11 protein-coding genes and 1 pseudogene are annotated in these 17,242 nt (G+C 72.6%); 8 read left to right on the plus strand and 4 right to left on the minus strand.

Annotation, left to right across the window (positions count from 1 at the left end):
- Positions 1-17 precede the first annotated feature (17 nt).
- The 3 genes from H305_RS0123245 to H305_RS0123255 all read left to right on the plus strand — a co-directional run bounded on the left by H305_RS0123245 (position 18) and on the right by H305_RS0123255 (position 4,013).
- On the plus strand, positions 18-1,445 hold the full coding sequence (locus tag H305_RS0123245; RefSeq protein WP_028802504.1) for an NAD(P)/FAD-dependent oxidoreductase: 1,428 nt from the start codon (positions 18-20) through the stop codon (positions 1,443-1,445).
- Between the two features lie 185 nt (positions 1,446-1,630).
- On the plus strand, positions 1,631-2,083 hold the full coding sequence (locus H305_RS0123250; protein ID WP_028802505.1) for a hypothetical protein: 453 nt from the start codon (positions 1,631-1,633) through the stop codon (positions 2,081-2,083).
- Positions 2,084-2,192: 109 nt separating this feature from the next.
- Positions 2,193-4,013 carry a chitinase gene (locus H305_RS0123255; protein ID WP_028802506.1) on the plus strand — a complete coding sequence of 607 codons (1,821 nt, stop codon included), beginning with the start codon at positions 2,193-2,195 and terminating at the stop codon, positions 4,011-4,013.
- On the opposite strand, the gene H305_RS0123260 is transcribed toward H305_RS0123255, so the two are convergent.
- Positions 3,952-4,806: a phosphatase PAP2 family protein gene (locus tag H305_RS0123260; RefSeq protein WP_078629197.1), complete on the minus strand. Its 855-nt coding sequence runs from the start codon at positions 4,804-4,806 to the stop codon at positions 3,952-3,954. The two genes, H305_RS0123255 and H305_RS0123260, sit on opposite strands and share 62 nt — an antisense overlap.
- 170 nt (positions 4,807-4,976) lie before the next feature.
- On the minus strand, positions 4,977-6,311 hold the full coding sequence (gabT, locus tag H305_RS0123265) for a 4-aminobutyrate--2-oxoglutarate transaminase (protein WP_028802508.1): 1,335 nt from the start codon (positions 6,309-6,311) through the stop codon (positions 4,977-4,979).
- 253 nt (positions 6,312-6,564) lie between these two features.
- On the opposite strand from gabT, the gene H305_RS0123270 reads away from it, so the two are divergent.
- The 5 genes and pseudogenes from H305_RS0123270 to H305_RS54975 form a co-directional block, all read left to right on the plus strand.
- Positions 6,565-8,691, plus strand: coding sequence for an ATP-binding protein (locus H305_RS0123270; RefSeq protein WP_028802509.1), 2,127 nt, complete (start codon positions 6,565-6,567; stop codon positions 8,689-8,691).
- A 115-nt stretch (positions 8,692-8,806) separates the two neighbouring features.
- Entirely contained in the window at positions 8,807-10,465 is a 1,659-nt protein-coding gene (locus tag H305_RS0123275) for a PucR family transcriptional regulator (protein ID WP_028802510.1), read from the plus strand.
- Positions 10,466-10,775: 310 nt separating this feature from the next.
- Complete coding sequence (locus H305_RS0123280; protein ID WP_028802511.1) at positions 10,776-12,221, plus strand: aldehyde dehydrogenase family protein; 1,446 nt, start codon at positions 10,776-10,778, stop codon at positions 12,219-12,221.
- Positions 12,222-12,441: 220 nt separating this feature from the next.
- Positions 12,442-12,888, plus strand: coding sequence for an SRPBCC family protein (locus H305_RS0123285; RefSeq protein ID WP_028802512.1), 447 nt, complete (start codon positions 12,442-12,444; stop codon positions 12,886-12,888).
- 233 nt (positions 12,889-13,121) lie between these two features.
- Positions 13,122-13,314, plus strand: a pseudogene (locus H305_RS54975) (hypothetical protein); the annotation flags it as partial.
- 55 nt (positions 13,315-13,369) lie between these two features.
- Here H305_RS54975 and H305_RS0123290 read toward each other — a convergent pair.
- Together H305_RS0123290 and H305_RS0123295 are read right to left on the minus strand one after the other, a co-directional pair.
- Positions 13,370-15,421 (minus strand): TIM-barrel domain-containing protein, encoded by a 2,052-nt coding sequence (locus H305_RS0123290; protein WP_028802513.1) that lies wholly within the window; start codon positions 15,419-15,421, stop codon positions 13,370-13,372.
- Between the two features lie 596 nt (positions 15,422-16,017).
- Complete coding sequence (locus tag H305_RS0123295) at positions 16,018-17,031, minus strand: LacI family DNA-binding transcriptional regulator (protein ID WP_028802514.1); 1,014 nt, start codon at positions 17,029-17,031, stop codon at positions 16,018-16,020.
- Between the last annotated feature and the right edge of the window lie 211 nt (positions 17,032-17,242).

The following is a 17,242-nucleotide window of genomic DNA, read 5'->3' on the forward strand; positions in this document are numbered from 1 at the left end:
CGTAGGGAGTTGAAATCATGGCCCCCAGCGCCATGACCCGTGGTAATCAGTGGACGAAGTCTCTTTCCGACGTCCAGCCGGTCTCGTACTGGCTGGACGACCCCGGCAAGCCCCACCCCGAGCCCGCGCTCACCGGCGCCGAGACCTGTGATCTGCTCGTCGTCGGCGGCGGCTACAGCGGACTGTGGACCGCGCTGCTCGCCAAGGAGCGCGATCCCGGGCGCGAGGTGGTCCTCGTCGAGGGCCGCGAGGTGGGCTGGGCCGCCTCCGGCCGCAACGGCGGCTTCTGTGCCGCTTCCCTCACGCACGGCCTGGCCAACGGTCTCGCCCGCTGGCCGGACGAGATCGGCAGGCTGGAGGAGCTGGGCGCCCGCAACCTCGACGAGATCGAGGCGACGGTCGCCCGCTACTCCCTCGACTGCGACTTCGAGCGCACCGGCGAGATCGACGTCGCCACCGAGCCGCACCAGGCGTCCGAGCTGCGCGACTGGCACGAGGAACTGGAGCGGGCCGGCCTCGCCGACGGCATCGAGTTCCTGGACACCGACGCGGTGAGGGAACAGGTCGACTCACCGACCTTCCTGGCCGGTCTGTACGACCGGCGGGGCGTCGCCATGCTCCACCCGGCCAAGCTGGTCTGGGGCCTGAAGGAGGCGTGCCTCCGGCTCGGCGTGCGGGTGTACGAGCACACACCCGCGCTCCAGCTGAAGGCGTACGCCGCGGGGATGGCCGTCCGCACCCCGTACGGCTCGGTCCGCGCCCGCCGGGTCGCCCTCGGCACCAACATCTTCCCGAACCTGGTCAAGCGCGTCCGCTCCTACACCGTCCCGGTCTACGACTACGCCATGATGACCGAGCCGCTGACGGCGGACCAGCTGGCGTCCGTCGGGTGGAGGAACCGCCAGGGCCTCGGCGACTCGGCCAACCAGTTCCACTACTTCCGGCTGTCGGCCGACAACCGCATCCTGTGGGGCGGCTACGACGCGATCTACCCGTACGGCGGCCGGGTGCGCGCCGAGTACGACGACCGCCCGGAGACGTACGCGAAGCTCGCGGAGCACTTCTTCACCTGCTTCCCGCAGTTGGAGGGCGTCCGCTTCACGCACGCCTGGGGCGGCGCCATCGACACCTGCTCGCGCTTCTCGGCCTTCTTCGGCACCGCCCACCAGGGCAAGGTCGCGTACGCGGCCGGGTACACGGGCCTCGGCGTGGGGGCGACACGGTTCGGTGCGGACGTGATGCTCGACCTGCTGGCGGGGGAGCGCACGGAGCGCACCGAACTGGACATGGTCCGCAGAAAGCCGCTGCCCTTCCCACCCGAGCCCTTCGCCTGGACCGGGATCGCCCTGACCAAGTGGTCGCTGGCGCAGGCGGACGCGCGCGGCGGCCGGCGCAATCTGTGGCTGCGGACGATGGACAGGCTGGGGCTCGGCTTCGACAGCTGACCGGCGGACGGGCGAGCCGACCGAGCGGGGCGCGTGGAAGCGTTCCTGATCCATCGGCGTACGCCCTGCCGGCACGGTGTGCCCCGTTCACTGCCCACAAGGAGCCGAAACCCGCGTAATGCCCGGCCCGAACCTCCCTCTCCCCTGTGACGCGACCGGCGTCCAGCGGAGAGGGAGGTTCCGTCATGACAGGGGCGAAGGCGGCGGTCCAGTGGCTGACGTCGGTGGCACCGGACCCCGAGGCCTGCCGATGGGAGTGGGAGCGCAATCCGACGGGGGTCGCGCTGCTGCCCGCGGGCCGGGCCTGGGACGTGCTCATCCTGCCGGGCGAACTCGGCGGCCCGACGCTCGACGTGCTCACCCGGGTGATCGGCCGGCCGGGGCCCGTGCTCGCCGACTTCGGTGACGTCCGGATGGGGTTCTTCGTGCCCGCGGGCACCGCGGCGCGATGGCTCGGCACCGGGGTGCGTACGGCGGGCAGCGGCACGTGGATCGTGGTGCCGTACCCGGGCCGGTCGACCGGCGGGGTCCGCTGGCTGGTCCCGCCGGACGGCTCGGGCACGCTCACCGATCCGGCGCTGCTCGAACTGGCCATGCACGAGGCGGCGGCGGGGCCGGCCGGGAACGAGGGCCGCTGACGGCGCGCGGGCGGGTTCCGGCACCTGTCAGAGGTCTTGACAACCGAATTGGTCTGGACCAAGTTGGGCGCGCTCCACCCTCCCCTTTCCCCCATGCCCGGAGGCAGTTGTGGATCGCACCGGACGCACCGGACCGTTCTCGCGTCGCAGACTCGTCGCCGTGTGCACGGCGACCGCCCTGGCCGTGCCCGGCCTTGCCGCGCTCTCGCCGGCCGCCCGCGCGGCCGACGCGGACCTCGCCCGCAACGGCGGGTTCGAATCGGGCCTGGACGGCTGGACCTGCACGGCGGGCGGCACGGTCACCTCACCCGTCAGGAGCGGCGGTTCGGCGCTGCAGGCGACCCCGGCCGGCAGCGACCACGCGCAGTGCTCGCAGACCGTGACCGTCAAACCCGACGCGCAGTACACCCTCTCCGGCTACGTCCGGGGCAGTTACGTCTACCTCGGTGCCACCGGCACCGGCACCACCGACGTCTCCACCTGGACCCAGTCGGCCGCCGACTGGCAGAAGCTCGCCACGACCTTCCGCACCGGCCCCTCCACCACCGAGGTCACGATCTACACCCACGGCTGGTACGGCACCGGCACCTACTACGCCGACGACGTCTCCCTGGTAGGCCCCGGTGCCGACGCGGGGCAGCCGCCCGCCGCGCCCACCGGTCTGACCGTCGGCACCGTCAACTCCTCCTCCGTCGCCTTGTCCTGGTCCGCGGTGGCCGGCGCGACCGGGTACGCCGTCTACCGCGACGGCGTCAAGGTCCGGACCGTCACCGGCACCTCGGCAACCGTGAGCGGACTGACGCCGTCCACCGCGTACTCCTTCCAGGTCGCCGCGACGAACGACGCCGGCGAGTCCGCGAAGTCCTCGACGGTAACCGCCACCACCTCGGCGGGCTCCGGCGGCGGCTCCTCGGACCTCCCCCCGCACGCCCTCGTCGGCTACCTTCACGCCGGCTTCGCCAACGGCGCCGGCTACACCCGCATGGCGGATGTGCCCGACAGCTGGGACGTCATCGACCTCGCCTTCGGCGAACCGACCTCCGTCACCTCCGGAGACATCCGCTTCGACCGCTGCCCGGCCACCGAGTGCCCCACCGTCGAGAGCGACGCCGACTTCAAGGCGGCGATCAAGGCGAAGCAGGCCGCGGGCAAGAAGGTGCTGATCTCGATCGGCGGTCAGAACGGCCAGGTCCAGCTCACCACCACGGCCGCCCGCGACACCTTCGTCTCCTCGGTCTCGAAGATCATCGACACCTACGGCCTGGACGGTCTCGACATCGACTTCGAGGGCCACTCGCTCTCCCTCGACGCGAGCGACGCCGACTTCAAGCACCCGACCACACCGGTGGTCGTCAACCTCATCTCGGCGCTGAAGACCCTGAAGGCCGAGTACGGCGCGAAATTCGTCCTGAGCATGGCCCCCGAGACCTTCTTCGTGCAGCTCGGCTACCAGTACTACGGCACGGGCAAGTGGGGCGGCCAGGACCCGCGCGCCGGTGCGTACCTGCCGGTCATCCACGCGCTGCGCGACGACCTGACCCTGTTGCACGTCCAGGACTACAACTCCGGCCCGATCATGGGCCTCGACAACCAGTACCACTCCATGGGCGGCGCGGACTTCCACATCGCCATGACGGACATGCTCCTCACCGGCTTCCCGGTCGCGGGGGACGCGAACAACGTCTTCCCGCCGCTGCGCCCCGACCAGATCGCCATCGGCATGCCCGCCTCCACCAACGCGGGCAACGGCTACGTCGCGCCGGCGGAGGTGACCAAGGCCCTCGACTGCCTCACCAAGAAGACGAACTGCGGCTCGTACGCCACCCACGGCACCTGGCCGGGGCTGCGCGGCCTGATGACCTGGTCGGTCAACTGGGACCGGTTCGGGAGCTGGGAGTTCTCGACGAACTTCGACCGCTACTTCGGCTGAGGAACATCCACAGCCCCGTCAGCAGCACCGTGCACAGGCACCAGCTCGCCACCACGTCCAGCGGCCAGTGATAGCCGCGGCGGACCAGGCCGCAGGCGACCAGGGCGTTGAGGACGAGACAGGCGGCGACCAGGGCGCGACGGGCGTCCGGGGTGCGCAGACGGGGGAGGAGGAGCAGCGTGGCGGCACCGTAGGCGATGGCGGCCGTGGCCGTGTGGCCGGAGGGGAAGAATCCCGTGCCGGGACCCATGACCGGGGGTCCCGGACGGGCCACGAGCTCCTTCAGCGGGACGATCAGTGCCGGTACGGCCGCCATCAGCACCGCCGCGGCGGTGGGCGCGAGCCACCAGCGGGCCTCGCCGGCGCGGCGGGCCTGGACGGCCACACCGACGAGGACGACGGCCAGGACCGGGACTGCGACGGCGATCTCCCCGAGGTCGGCGAGAAGCTCGGCCGTGCGGCCCGGGCGGACCAGCCGGCCGCTGAGGCGCTCGTCCGCCCGGGCGAGCGTGCCATGGGCGGCCACCTGCCAGGTGATCAGCACGAAGAGGAGAACCGGAAGGCCGAGGAGGAAGGTCGGCCGCCCCGGAACAGGGGGGGTGGTTCCGGGGCGGCCGTCCTGATCGGATTGCCGCGCGCCCCGGGGGGTTTGGGGCGGGCGACTGTCCGATCGGTGAGGAGATCCGGAGCCGGAAGCCCCGGGTGTGTGCGCGAGGGCACGACCAGGCTGAAGCTGGGGAAGCCCCGACCCGGTGTCACCCACAGTCCCCTGTGGGCGGGGTGTATCTCTCATCTGGGTAGAACCTACGACAGGGGGTGCGGCTCCGACAGACGGAATCGCGTCCCGTCATGCACCTCGCACACGTTCTTCACACGCTCTCACGCCGAGTGCCCCGGCACCGGAACCGACCGGAACCCGGCGGGGCCGGTGGACCGTGTTCCGGTGCCGGGGCGGGTGGGGCGTCAGATGCGGGCGAAGGCCTGCTCGATGATGTCGAGACCCTCGTTCAGGAGGTCCTCGCCGATGACCAGCGGGGGGAGGAAGCGGAGGACGTTGCCGTAGGTGCCACAGGTCAGGACCAGCAGGCCCTCCTGGTGGCAGGCCTTGGCCAGCGCGGCGGTCGCCTCCGGGTTCGGCTCCTTGGTCGCCGGGTCCTTGACCAGCTCGATGGCGATCATGGCGCCACGGCCACGGATGTCGCCGATGATGTCGAACTTCTCCTGCATGGCGGACAGGCGCGACTTCATCGTCGCCTCGATCGCCTTCGCCTTGGCGTTGAGGTCGAGCTCCTTCATCGTCTCGATCGCGCCGAGCGCGCCCGCGCAGGCCACCGGGTTGCCGCCGTAGGTGCCGCCGAGGCCACCCGCGTGCGCGGCGTCCATGATCTCGGCGCGGCCGGTGACGGCGGCGAGCGGCAGGCCGCCCGCGATGCCCTTGGCGGTGGTGATCAGGTCCGGGACGATGCCCTCGTCCTCGCAGGCGAACCACTGGCCGGTGCGGCAGAAGCCGGACTGGATCTCGTCCGCGACGAAGACGATGCCGTTGTCCTGGGCGAACTTGCTGATGGCCGGGAGGAAGCCCTTGGCGGGCTCGATGAAGCCGCCCTCGCCGAGGACCGGCTCGATGATGATCGCGGCGACGTTCTCGGCACCGACCTGCTTGTTGATCATGTCGATGGCCTGGGCGGACGCCTCGGCGCCGGCGTTCTCCGGGCCGGTCAGCCAGCGGTAGCCGTACGCCACCGGAACGCGGTAGACCTCGGGCGCGAAGGGACCGAAGCCGTGCTTGTACGGCATGTTCTTCGCGGTCAGCGCCATCGTGAGGTTGGTGCGGCCGTGGTAGCCGTGGTCGAAGACGACGACGGCCTGGCGCTTGGTGTACGCGCGGGCGATCTTGACGGCGTTCTCGACGGCCTCGGCGCCGGAGTTGAACAGGGCGCTCTTCTTGGCGTGGTCACCGGGGGTCAGCTCGGCCAGCGCCTCGGCGACGGCGACGTAGCCCTCGTACGGCGTGACCATGAAACAGGTGTGGGTGAAGTCCTGGAGCTGGGCGGAAGCCCGGCGTACGACGGCCTCCGCGCTGGCGCCGACGCTGGTCACGGCGATGCCGGAGCCGAAGTCGATCAGCCGGTTGCCGTCGACGTCCTCGACGATGCCGCCGCCCGCGCGCGTGGTGAACACGGGGAGCACGGAGCCCACACCGGCCGCGACCGCGGCGGTACGGCGGGCCTGAAGCTCCTGCGACTTCGGGCCGGGGATGGCGGTGACGACGCGGCGCTCCTGCGGAAGTGCGGTCATGAGGGGCTCCCTGATGATCTTGCGTGGGGGTGTTTCGGACGCTTGCCTTCTTTTCTCGCAGGCTAGGACGGCAGGTGAGGACTGGGCATGCTCCATGTGGGCGTTGTCCGGGAGGACGCTTGTCCGCGGTGGACATAGCGGAGCAACCGTGCATCCCCGCGAGCCCGGCCGCGTATGCGGTGAACTCCCCTTGCGGGGGCGTTAGATTGACTCGCTGATGGTGGACGGAACGGCTGGTCGGGGGGCAAGGGCGATGAACAGCGACGGGACGCAGGACGCGCGGGGCACGCATGCCGATGCCGTGCCGCGTCCGGCACGGCCGCCCGAGGCGCCCGCGATGCCGCCCCGGCCCGCCCGGGCACCCGGCATGCCGCCACCGCCGGACGGATCCGCCTTCCTGACCTGGCTGCGGGCGCCGCGCCCGGAGGCCGCACCGGGAGTGTGGCGCTTCGGACACCGTCCGCGACCGGAGCAGGAGCCCGAGCAGATCCCGGCCCGTCAGCTGCTGAGCGGCGCCGTGATCGCGTTCCTGGTCGGATGGCTGGTCTGGTCGCTGCTGTGGAACGGCTACCTGGGCGGCTGGTGGGTCCTGCCGCTGGAACTGTTCACCCCCGACTCCTGGCGGCACAGCGACGACCGCGTCGGCAACGCCTTCCTCTGGTACGGCTACTACACGCTGATCGCCCTCGTCATCATGATCGCCGTGGGCCGGATGGGCCGATGGGGTGAGGTGTGGCGGCGCTACGGACTGCCGGCCTGGCGGCGTGCCGCACCCGTGAGCGAGCGCCCGCCGGCCCCCGAGGAGGATCCCGCCCAGTGGAACCAGCTGCGCGCGGCCGGGGCCGGCGAGGCCGCCGACCGGCTCGCCACGGAGGCCGGCGCCGGGCTGATGCGCGACGTCGACCACGCGCGGATCGCCCGGGCCTGGCAGGGCGTAGCGAGCGGACGGCACAGCCTCGCCACCTTCACCGGTGCGGTTCTCAAGGACGGTGCCGCCGCGTGCCTGCACCCCTCCGGGGAGCGTGACCTGCCCGGACGGCTCGCCCGACACGACCTCGTCACCGGACAGGTGCGGCTCGGCACGACCGCCGACGATCCGCGCAATCCGTACGCCTACCGGGGCACCGGACTCGCCCTCGGCCCCGAACTGCTCGGCACCTCGCTGCTCGCCGTCGGGCCCGCCGGGTCCGGCAAGACCGCTGACGTGGTCTGGCCGCTCGCCGAGTCGCTGTGCCTGCACGCGCTCGCCGGGCGGGCGGCGGTCGTCGTGGTCGGTGCCGCGGGCGCCGGGCTCGGACCCGCCGACGCCTACGACGTCGTCGTACGGATCGGGAAGCCCGAGTCCGTGTACGACCTCGACCTGTACGGCGGCACCACCGACCCCGACGAAGCCGCCGCAGTCCTCGCCGAGGCGCTCGTCGGCGACCTCGCAGACCCGCACCCCGGGAGCGACAGCCGCCGGTCGACCACCGTGCTCGCCCAGCTGCTCGGGCCCTTCCAGGCCGTCCACGGCCGCTTCCCGTCCGTGCCGGAACTGCGCCAGCTCCTCGACGGCACCCCGGGCCCACTCGCCGCCCTGCGCAAGGGACTCCAGGACACCGGACACGAGTCCCTGCTGCGGGAGCTGGACGCACGGGAGCGGCAGCTCGGACACCCCGGCGACGTGGGGGTCGTCCTCGCGGACCGGGTCGCCCTGCTCGACCGGCCCGCCTTCGCCGGGTTCTTCGACACCTCCGGGCAGTCGCGGCCCTTCTCGCTGCGCGCCCTCGACCACCCCGTACGGGTGCGGATCGACCTGCCCGCGCGCGGCCACGCCGACGCCTCGCGGATCCTCGCCCGGCTGGTGCTCGCCCAGTTCACGGCGAGCGTGGCCATCCGGGAGGACCGGTCGCTGTTCGCCTGCCTGGTGCTCGACGACGCCACCGGCGTCGTGACCCCGGAAGCCGTACGCGGCGTCCAGCGGCTGCGGTCCGGCAACGCCGGGGCCGTCCTGACGCTCCGCACCCTCGACGACGTAGCCCGGCCGCTGCGCGGCCCCCTGCTCGGCGCCATCGGCTGCCGCATGGCGCTGTCGGGGCTCACCCCCTGGGACGGGCAGGACTTCGCCGAGGTGTGGGGCAAGGAGTGGATCGAGGCCCGCGACGTCACCGACCGCCAGATCATCGCCGAGACCCCGGCGGGCAAGGTCCTGCACATGGTGCGCAGGGTGATCACGGGGCACGCGCCCACCGCCCGCGCCGTGACCGTGCGCCAGGTCGAGCGGGAGCGCTGGTCCGCGTCCGAACTGGCCCACGCGGTGCCGCCGGGGCACGCGGTGCTGTCGCTGACCAATGTGAAGGGGGAGCACGCGCCACCCCTCCTGGTGGATCTACGCGGCTGAGCAGGACGAAGGGGCATCGGGTCACACGGCGACCGTACGGTGAGGCAGAATCGACACAGGCCGTTCATACGCCGCGGCCAAAAGATCACAGAGATCACACAGACCTGAAGGCCTCATGCCCCCCACGCTCGCCTCGCTCGTCCACCACTCCGCGCTCAAGCTGACCGTGCGCGCGGGCGAGGACCGCCTGGACGTGCCCGTCCGCTGGGCGCACGTCAGCGAGCTCGCCGACCCCGTGCCGTACATGGAGGGCGGGGAGCTGCTCCTGATCACCGCGCTCAAGCTGGACGCGGAGGACCCGGAGGCCATGCGGCGCTATGTGAAGCGCCTGGTGGGGGCGGGGGTCGTCGGACTCGGCTTCGCCGTCGGCGTCAACTACGAGGAGATCCCCAAGGCACTCGTCGACGCCGCCGAGGAGGAGGGGCTGCCGCTCCTCGAAGTGCCCCGGCGCACGCCCTTCCTCGCCATCAGCAAGGCGGTCTCCGCCGCGATCGCCGCCGACCAGTACCGGGCCGTCACCGCCGGGTTCGCGGCGCAGCGCGAGCTCACCAAGCAAACCCTGAACGACGGACCCGAGGGGCTCCTCGCCGCGCTCGCCGGACAGGTCGACGGATGGGCGGCGCTCTACGACGCCTCCGGCGCCGTCGTCGCCACCGCACCCGAGTGGGCGGGCCGCCGGGCCGCACGGCTCACCCCGGACGTGGAGCGGCTGCAGGAGCGGCCCGCACCCGCCAGCTCCGTCGTCGGCGGCGACGACCGGGTCGAGCTCCACTCCCTGGGCACCGGGCGACGGCCGCGCGCCGCGCTCGCCGTGGGCACCGCGGCCGCCCTCGGCACGGCGGAGCGTTACGCCGTGCACTCGGCGATCGCCCTGCTCACGCTGACCACGGAGCGGTCGCGGTCGCTGCACGCGGCCGAACAGCGGATCGGCGCCGCCGTGCTGCGCATGCTGCTCGCCGGGGAGCCCGACCACGCCCGCGCCGTCGCCGGGGACCTGTACGGGGAGCTGCTGGACGCCCCGTTCCGGCTGATCCTCGCCGAATCGGCGTCCGCGTCGGCCGCGCGGGCGCACGCCGACGGGCACGCGCGCGTGGGCGCGGCGGCGCCCGCGCAGACCGCCGTCACCGTGCCCGACACCAACGGCGACCCGCTCGGCGGGCTCGCCGAGGTCGTCGAGTCCGCCGCCGCGCGCTCCGGGGAGTCCGTGCTCGTCGTGCCCGACGGCGAACGGCTCGTCGTGCTCGCCGTGGACGGGGGCGCCGCGGTCGCCGCGTGCGGGGAGTACGCCGCCGCACTGGAGGCCTCGCGCGCCGCCGCGCGGGAACAGCCCGCCGGGGACGAGGACGAACTGGTGGTCGGACTGTCGGCGCCCGCCGGCCCGATCGCCGCGGCGGCCGCCTACAAACAGGCCGAGCAGGGCCTGTCGGTGGCGCGGCGACGCGGACGGTTCCTCGTCGAGCACGAGGAGCTGGCGGCCGGCTCGGTCCTGCCGCTGCTCGCGGACGACGCGGTGCGGGCCTTCGCGGACGGCCTGCTGCGCGCGCTGCACGAGCACGACGCGACCGGGCGGGGTGACCTGGTGGCCTCACTCCGGGCCTGGCTGTCCCGCCACGGTCAGTGGGACGCCGCGGCCGCCGACCTCGGAGTGCACCGGCACACCCTCCGCTACCGCATGCGCCGTGTCGAGGAGATCCTCGGCCGCTCCCTGGACGACCCCGACGTACGCATGGAACTCTGGCTGGCCCTGAAGGCCACGTCGGCACCGGGCGAGTAGTCCCCTGCGGCCCGCCCGACGAGCGGGTCGCTCCGGTCAGTCCGGGGCGGCGGGGCTGTGACCGGTCCGGCAGAGAGGCCGCAGCCCGTCCGGCGCTTGAGCACGAGGCCGTCCAGGCCGACCCGGAGGGCCGGGGCCGGAACCCCTGGGGGAGGGGCACATTCCACCCACCGTGCCAAAGCGGAGCATCCCACCGGCTGACTGCTACGACTCGGACAAGCGACCGCCCCGCGCCCCGGCCCTACCGTGGACCGGGAAAGCGCAGGACCATCCAGCGACACCCCCAACACGGAAGGGCCGGGACTCGACAATGACTTCCACCCACGCCTTCTGGCTCGCCGGCCGCCAGGCCACCGGTGAGACCACGTTCGACGTCACCTCGCCGTGGGACGGCCGGATCGTCGGCCAGGTCAGCGTGCCGACCGAGGCGCAGGTCGAGGAGGCCGTGGCCGCCGCGTACGCCGTGCGGGACGAGTTCGCCGCCACCCCGGCCCACGTGCGCGCCGCCGCCCTCGACCACGTCAGCAAGCGCCTGGCCGAGCGCACCGAGGAGATCGCACAGCTCATCTCCGCCGAGAACGGCAAGCCGATCAAGTGGGCGCGCGGCGAGGTCGGCCGTGCGGTGTCGGTCTTCCGGTTCGCGGCCGAGGAGGCCCGTCGCTTCAACGGCGGCGAGGCCCAGCGCCTCGACACCGACCTCGGTGGCCAGGGGCGCCTCGCCCTCACCCGTCGCTTCCCCAAGGGCGTCGTCCTCGGCATCGCGCCGTTCAACTTCCCCCTGAACCTGTGCGCCCACAAGATCGCCCCGGCCATCGCCGCCGGCGCGCCGATCATCCTGAAGCCGGCGCCCGCGACCCCGCTGTCCGGCCTGATCATCGGTGACCTGCTCGCCGAGACGGAGCTCCCGGCCGGTTCGTGGAGCATCCTGCCGGTGTCGAACGAGCGGATGCCCGCTCTGGTCCAGGACGAGCGCCTGCCCGTCATCTCGTTCACCGGCTCCGAGAAGGTCGGCTACGCGATCATGGACTCGGTACCGCGCAAGCACTGCACCCTGGAGCTCGGCGGCAACGGCGCGGCCGTCGTCCTGGCCGACTTCGCGAGCGACGAGGACCTCGACTGGGCCGCGACCCGCATCGCGACCTTCTCGAACTACCAGGGCGGCCAGTCCTGCATCTCCGTGCAGCGCGTGATCGCCGACGCGTCGGTCTACGACCGGCTCCTGCCCCGCATCGTCGCCGCCGTCGAGGCCCAGGTCACCGGTGACCCCTCCGACGACAAGACCGACGTCGGCCCGCTGGTCAGCGAGGACGCGGCCAAGCGCGTCGAGGCGTGGGTGGACGAGGCCGCCGCGGCCGGCGCCCGTGTGCTCACCGGCGGCAAGCGGGACGGCGCCTCCTACGCGCCGACCGTGCTCGCCGATGTCCCGGCGGACACCACGGTCTCCTGCGAGGAGGTCTTCGGCCCGGTCCTCACCGTGCGCAAGGTGGACGGCGAGGCCGCTGCCTTCGCCGCGGTCAACGACTCCAAGTACGGCCTCCAGGCGGGTGTGTTCACGCACGACCTGCAGACGGCCTTCCGCGCCCACCGTGCGCTGGAGGTGGGCGGCGTCATCGTCGGTGACGTGCCGTCCTACCGTGCCGACCAGATGCCGTACGGCGGTGTGAAGCAGTCCGGCGTGGGCCGCGAGGGCGTGCGCTTCGCGATGGAGGACTACACCTACGAGCGCGTGATGGTTCTGACGGGTCTCGCCCTCTGACCCACACGTCCCGAGCCGACGGCCGGAGCCCGCTGTGCGGGGGCTCCGGCCGTCGGCGTATGCCCGCATGTCGTGACCTGGGGACGGCCGGCCCCCGGGTGCCCGACGGGTGGAATCGGCAACAGGGCGCGGTGGCGCGGTGCGGCTCGTAGGCTGAAGGCGCCTGGCACGGACGCGTGCCCTCGCACGGAGATCAAGCGATCGCATCACAGGAGGAACCGTGGCCGGTCAGTTCGAGGCGACAACCGAGGTCGACCGCCCCATCGACGAGGTCTTCGCCTTTCTCGCCGCGGGCACGAACGATCCCCGGTTCAGCCCGCGGGTCCTGAAGATCACGAAGACTCCGGAGGGCCCCACGGGCGTGGGCACGGTCTTCACCAGCACGGTCAAGGACGCCGGCATGAAGACGGGCCGGCAGTTCCGGATCACCGAGTTCGAGGCGCCGCACCGGATCCGCTGGGCGGAGATCTCGAAGAACGTCGTGACGGCCGACGAGGGCGGCTACGACCTGGAGTCCACCGGTGAGGGCAGGACGCGCGTCAGGATCTTCAACGTGCTCGAAGGCCATGGCTTCGGCAAGCTCCTGGTCGGGTTCGCGCTGAGTGCGGCGCGCAAGGACGCGGACGCCTTCGGCCGGCGCATCAAGGCGGCGGTGGAGGCCTCCTGAGGCGGGCCCGACCCCGTCGGCAGCCGTCCCGGCACCGGACGGCGACGGCCGGGGCGTGAGCCCCGTAGCCGGAGGCCCGACACCGACACCTCCCCCTGCCGGCCCGCCCCCCGCCTGAAAAGGGCTGCACCCGTGTCCCGGTGCCGGGCCCCCATCGGCTTCCGCGGGCCCTCAACCGGAGAAGCCGACGCGCGCGAGCCGCGGCGGCCCGCGCAGCCCGAGGTGGACGTCGCGCGTTCCTGCGCAGTTCGGACTCCACCTCCGGCACCATCGACATCCTCCCGATCCGGAAGTGGATCGCGAACACCAAGGGCTGGATGTCGAGCAGCGAGACCATCGGCGACGTGCGGTTCGGCCTTCGAGATCACCTCGTCCTCGGGCGGCCTGGACTTCGCCGCCGACAATCTGACGGTCAGCAGCAGCTGACCGCTCATGGGAGTGCGGCCGGTCCCCCGGGGACCGGCCGCACTCGGCTGCCGGACTACCCGGCCACGGGCAGCCGCGCCCCGTCCCGCAGGAACAGTGGGATGCGGTCCAGCGGCGCGTCGACCGTCACGGCCGCGCCGCCTTCGTACGTCTCGCCCGTCCACGCGTCCGTCCAGCGGGCCCCGGCCGGCAGGTACGCCGTACGGGCGGTCGCCCCCGCCGTGAGCACCGGCGCGACCAGCAGATCGGGGCCGAGGAGGTACGCGTCGTCCACCGACCAGGCGGCCTGGTCGTCGGGGAACTCCAGGAACAGCGGGCGCATCACCGGCAGCCCCTCCTCGTGCGCCTGCCGCATGACGTCCAGCACGTACGGCTTCAGGCGCTCCCGCAGCAGCAGGTACTTCTCCATGATCGCGCCGGCCTCCTCCCCGTACGACCAGACCTCGTTCGGGCCGCCGGTCATGTCCGGGCCCAGCGGCATGCCCGGGTCGCGGAAGCCGTGCAGACGCATCAGCGGAGACAGCGCGCCGAACTGGAACCAGCGGACCATGACCTCGCGGTACGCGGGGTCGTCCGGATCCCCGCCGTGGAAACCGCCGATGTCGGTGTTCCACCACGGGATCCCGGACAGCGCGGTGTTGAGGCCCGCCGCGATCTGGCGGCGCAGGGTCGGGAAGTCCGTGCCGATGTCGCCCGACCACAGGGCCGCCCCGTAGCGCTGACTGCCCGCCCACGCCGAGCGGTTGAGGGTGACGATCTCCGTCCGGCCGGCGGCGAGCAGGCCCTCGAAGAAGGTGCGGGAGTTCTCCCGCGGATAGAGGTTGCCGACCTCCAGGCCGGGCCCCGCGTGATAGCGCAGGTTCTCCTGGAAGCCGGGCTTCAGCTCCGGCTCGCAGGCGTCCAGCCAGAAGGCCTTGATCCCGTAAGGCTCCAGGTAGTTGTCCCTCACCCGCGACCAGAGGAAGTCCCGCGCGCCGGGGTTCGTCGCGTCGTAGAACGCCACCTGGACGGTGGACGCGACCCCCTTGTCCGGCCAGTCCGCGTGCGCCATCGGCCCGTACTGGGTGCCGATGAGATGGCCCCGCTGCTCCATGAGCTGGTGGTTCTCGGAGAGCGGCGAGACCGAGGGCCACACGCTGACCACCAGTTCGACGCCCAGCTCGGACAGCTCCCGCTGCATCGCGGCCGGATCGGGCCACTCGGCCGGGTCGAACTTCCACTCGCCGAGGTGCGTCCAGTGGAAGAAGTCGCACACGATGACGTCCAGGGGCAGCCCGCGGCGCTTGTACTCCCGTGCCACGGCGAGAAGTTCGTCCTGCGTGCGGTAGCGCAGCTTGCACTGCCAGAACCCGGCCGCCCACTCGGGCAGCATCGGTGTGCGGCCGGTGGCGGCACTGTAACGGCGCTGGGCGTCGGCCGGGGTGCCCGCCGTGATCCAGTAGTCGATCTGGCGGGCCGAGTCGGCCACCCATCGGGTGCCGTTGCCCGCGAGCTCCACACGGCCGATCGCCGGACTGTTCCACAGCAGGGTGTAGCCGCGGCTGGAGGTGAGCACGGGGATGGTGACCTCGGCGTTGCGCTGGACGAGGTCCAGGACCGCGCCCTTCTGGTCCAGCAGCCCGTGTTGATGCTGTCCGAGGCCGTACAGCTTCTCGCCCTCGTACGCGGCGAACCGCTGCTCCAAGCGGTGGTGGCCGTTCCCGGTCGGGGTGTACAGGCGGGAGCCGGGCCACCAGAAGTGGGCGCGCTCCTCGGCGAGCAGCTCGACCCCGTCCGCGGTGCGCACGAAGCGGATCAGGCCCTCTGCGTCGACCTCGACGGTCAGCGCGCCCACCGTCAGCCGGCCCTCACCGTCGAGGATCTTCACGGTGTTCTCGGTTGCCGGCGGCTCGTCGAGCAGAGCGCCGGGGAGGCCTTCGAGGAGCGGTCCGCCGAGGCGCGCACGGACCCGGACGGCGTCAGGCCCCCATGGTTCGATGCGGACGGTCTCCTGGCGTCCGCTCCACTCCAGCGCGCCGTCCCGCTCGCGGAACGTGCCGACGGTCGGGGAGGACTGCGCGAGGCTGACCGAGCTCGACTGGGTCTGGTTTTCGGCAGGCTGATTCACGTGGAGTGCTCCTGAAGGAAGGGGTGACGAAGAATCCGGCGCGGCCGTGACGGCCGCCGGGGCAGACGGGGCTACCGCAACGCCCCTGCGGACCGGGGCCGTTGCGCGGTAGGTGGACTCGGGGAGCGGCCGGAGCCGTCCGGTGCCTTCGGGAACCGGCTGCTGCCGGTCCCGTTCTTCGGGGACGCGGCCGGAGCCACGGCCCCGTGCCCTGACGGGCGTGGTCGGTGCGGTGGCGCCTCGGTCGCCGGCCGGGGGCGGGCCGGTTGCCCACTCGGTGGCCCCGGCCGCGCCGCCGGCGCCTGTCCGTCCGTCTCCGGGGGACGGACGGACACACTCCGCGACCGAAGCCGACGACGAGCCCGGCCCGGACCCGGGGGCTTCCGGGTCTCGGCCTCGGCCCGGAGCCCGGTCCCGGTCCGGGAGCCCGGTTCCGGTCCGGAGCCCGGTCCCGGTCCAGGAGCCCCGTCCCGGTGCTGCGCCCGAACCGGTGAGCCGTCCGGGACCGACGCCGGGGCCCCTTCGTGCGGGGAGGGGACCCCCGTGCCGGGGGCCGCCCGGTGCCCGGACGCCGTCCCGGGCCGGCCCGGGCGGAGTCAGGAAGCGGACGGCGCCGGACCCGTACTCGCCCGTACCGTCAACTCCGGTGAGATCAGGGCGACTTCGTCCCCACCGTGTCCGTCGAGCTTGGCGATCAGCTGCTCGACGGCGTGCCGGCCCATCTCCTGTGCGGGGACGGCGACCGAGGTCAGCCGCACCGAGGCCTGCGTCGCGACCTGGTCCGGGCAGATCGCGATCACCGACACGTCCTCGGGCACGGCCCGGCCCTGCTGGCGCAGCAGGGCGAGCAGCGGTTCCACCGCGGACTCGTTCTGCACGACGAAGCCCGTGGTGGCCGGGCGCTCGTCGAGGATCCGGGCGAGTGTCACGGCCATCGCGTCGTACCCGCCCTCGCAGGGGCGGTGCAGCACGCGCAGGCCCAGCTCCCGCGACCGGGACCGGAGTCCGTCGAGGGTGCGTTCGGCGAAGCCGGTGTGCCGTTCGTAGACGGCGGGCGCCTCGCCGATGACAGCGATGTCACGGTGTCCCAGCATCGCCAGATGCTCGGCGCACAGTGCACCGGTGGCACCGAAGTCGAGGTCGACGCAGGTCAGCCCCGAGGTGTCGGCGGGCAGACCGATGAGCACGGACGGCTGGTCGGTCTCGCGCAGCAGCGGCAGCCGCTCGTCGTCGAGTTCGACGTCCATCAGGATCATCGCGTCGGCGAGCCCGCTGCCGGTGACCCGGCGGACCGCGTCGGCGCCCTCCTCGCCGGTGAGCAGCAGGACGTCGTACCCGTGGATGCGGGCGGTGGTCGCCACCGCGATGGCGATCTCCATCATCACGGGTACGTACATGTCGGTGCGGAGCGGAACCATCAGCGCGATGATGTTGGACCGGCTGCTCGCCAGGGCACGGGCGCCCGCGTTCGGGTGGTAGCCGAGCTCCTGGATGCTCCGCTCGACCCGCTGCCGGGTGTTCGCGGAGATGGACCGCTTGCCGCTGAGGACATAGCTCACCGTGCTCGCCGAGACTCCGGCGTGCTGGGCGACCTCGGCGAGGGTGACCATCCAGCTCTCCAAGCTTTGTGAAGCGCTTCGACAGTGCGCGTGTTGCGGACAGGGGAGTGGGGGTGGCTCGACAGTAGCCCGGTGGAGATTGTGTGTCCATAGGTTGTCGAAGCGCTTCGATAACACCCAAGCTCCGGCGACGCGAATCCCTGGCGCTCCCCAGCAGGCCGAGGGGCGGGCCCGGCCGCTCCCCGACCCCCTTGCGGGGCGC

The sequence above is a fragment of the Streptomyces sp. 142MFCol3.1 genome (assembly GCF_000424945.1).
In the GTDB taxonomy this organism is placed as follows: Bacteria; Actinomycetota; Actinomycetes; order Streptomycetales; family Streptomycetaceae; genus Streptomyces; species Streptomyces siamensis.